The organism is Emticicia sp., from assembly GCF_049241225.1.
Taxonomy (GTDB): Bacteria; Bacteroidota; Bacteroidia; order Cytophagales; family Spirosomataceae; genus Emticicia.
Genome location: NZ_JBMLRC010000372.1, coordinates 1 through 1,628, shown reverse-complemented (window position 1 = coordinate 1,628; position 1,628 = coordinate 1). Strand labels below are relative to the sequence as shown.

1 protein-coding gene is annotated in these 1,628 nt (G+C 40.7%); it reads left to right on the top strand.

The window, feature by feature from the left end:
• The first annotated feature begins 409 nt into the window (after positions 1-409).
• The gene (locus ACOVO2_RS19630) at positions 410-1,519 is read left to right on the top strand and encodes a glycoside hydrolase family 18 protein (RefSeq protein ID WP_421771608.1); all 1,110 of its coding nucleotides are present in this window, start codon (positions 410-412) and stop codon (positions 1,517-1,519) included.
• Positions 1,520-1,628 lie beyond the last annotated feature (109 nt).

The following is a 1,628-nucleotide window of genomic DNA, read 5'->3' as shown; positions in this document are numbered from 1 at the left end:
GCTTTATAGTCCAATGCCATCAGTGTCCCTTGCAGGAGACACTGATGGAGCGTAAAGAGTCTCCCGAAGGCACGTAGGGGACTCTGAGGGCAAGGGGCTCTGCGAAAAAGGTGTAACATATTCATCCAAAAACATAGACCAGTGCCTCAGAGTCCCTTGCAGGAGACTCTGAGGGAACGAGTCTCCCGAAGGCACGTAGGGGACTCTGAGGGCGAGGAGCTTTGCAAAAACGAAGTGTACAATATTTACCCAAAAACATAGACCAATGCCTCAGAGTCCCTTACAGGAGACTCTGAGGGAACGAAGGATTTACTATCATTTTTGATATGCAATAAAAGCCCTTTCCAATCGTATCTTTGAAAAATCTTTTTAAATAAATCCATTTTAAAGTTTTTTCTAAGCACTCTTCATGAAATCACAAACTAAAACCCTCCTACTTACTTGCTTTTGTTGCTTTATTTTTATGGTAAGCACATTCGCCCAAGCTCAAAAACAAAAAGAAATTGCCGTTATTGGTTATTATGCTGGCAATAGTCAAGACATCGACCAATATCAAGTCGATAAACTCACGCACATTATTTTTTCATTTCTGCATTTAAAAGGAAATGTACTGGCCGTTGACAATAAAAACGACAGCCTGACTATCAATCGTTTAGTTGAATTGAAAAAGAAAAATCCGAAACTCAAAGTTATACTTTCGTTGGGTGGTTGGGAAGGTTGCTATACTTGTTCGGGTGTGTTTTCTACCCAAAAAGCACGAGAAGAATTTGCAGTTTCGGTGAAAAAGCTTTTCGTAAGTTTCAATGCCGACGGACTTGATTTAGATTGGGAATACCCTGCCATTGCTGGCCCTCCTGGGCATCCGTTTATGCCCGAAGATAAACAAAATTTTACGGCACTCATCAAAACTCTTCGAGCCACTTTCGGCAATAAGTACGAGTTAAGTTTTGCAGCGGGCGGTTTTGCCAAATACATTGAAGAATCGGTTGAATGGGAGAAAGTTACGCCCCTACTCGACCGAATCAATCTGATGAGCTATGATTTAGTGCATGGATACAGCGAAGTAAGTGGCCATCACACGGGTTTGTATTCAACTCCACAACTAAAAGAGTCGGTTGATAATGGTGTAAAAATGCTCATTGCTAAAGGTGTGCCTGCCAATAAAATTGCGATTGGAGCGGCTATGTATGGTCGGGTATTTAAGCTAAGTGCCACCGAAAACAACGGACTTTATCAACCTTGTAAGTTTGAGCGAGGGATTTCTTATAATAATTTAGAAAAATATTTAGCCGAACACAAAACCTACAAAAAATATTGGGATTCCACGGCTCAAGCTCCGTATCTATTTTCAGAAGAAGAAAAATTGTTTTTCTCTTACGACGACCCCGAGTCAATGAAACTCAAAACTGAGTACGTAATCAAGAATAAACTAAATGGCATTATGTTTTGGCAATTACGTGAAGACAAACCACAAAATGGCCTACTCGAAGTGATTGATAAAACGCTGAAAGCGAAGTAATAATAAAAAAAAACGTGTCTCGACCTTCGACTTCGCTCAGGTACCGAGACACGTTTTTTATCTGTGGACAATCGACCACCGACCGTTGACTATTACTTATTTCTTAGCA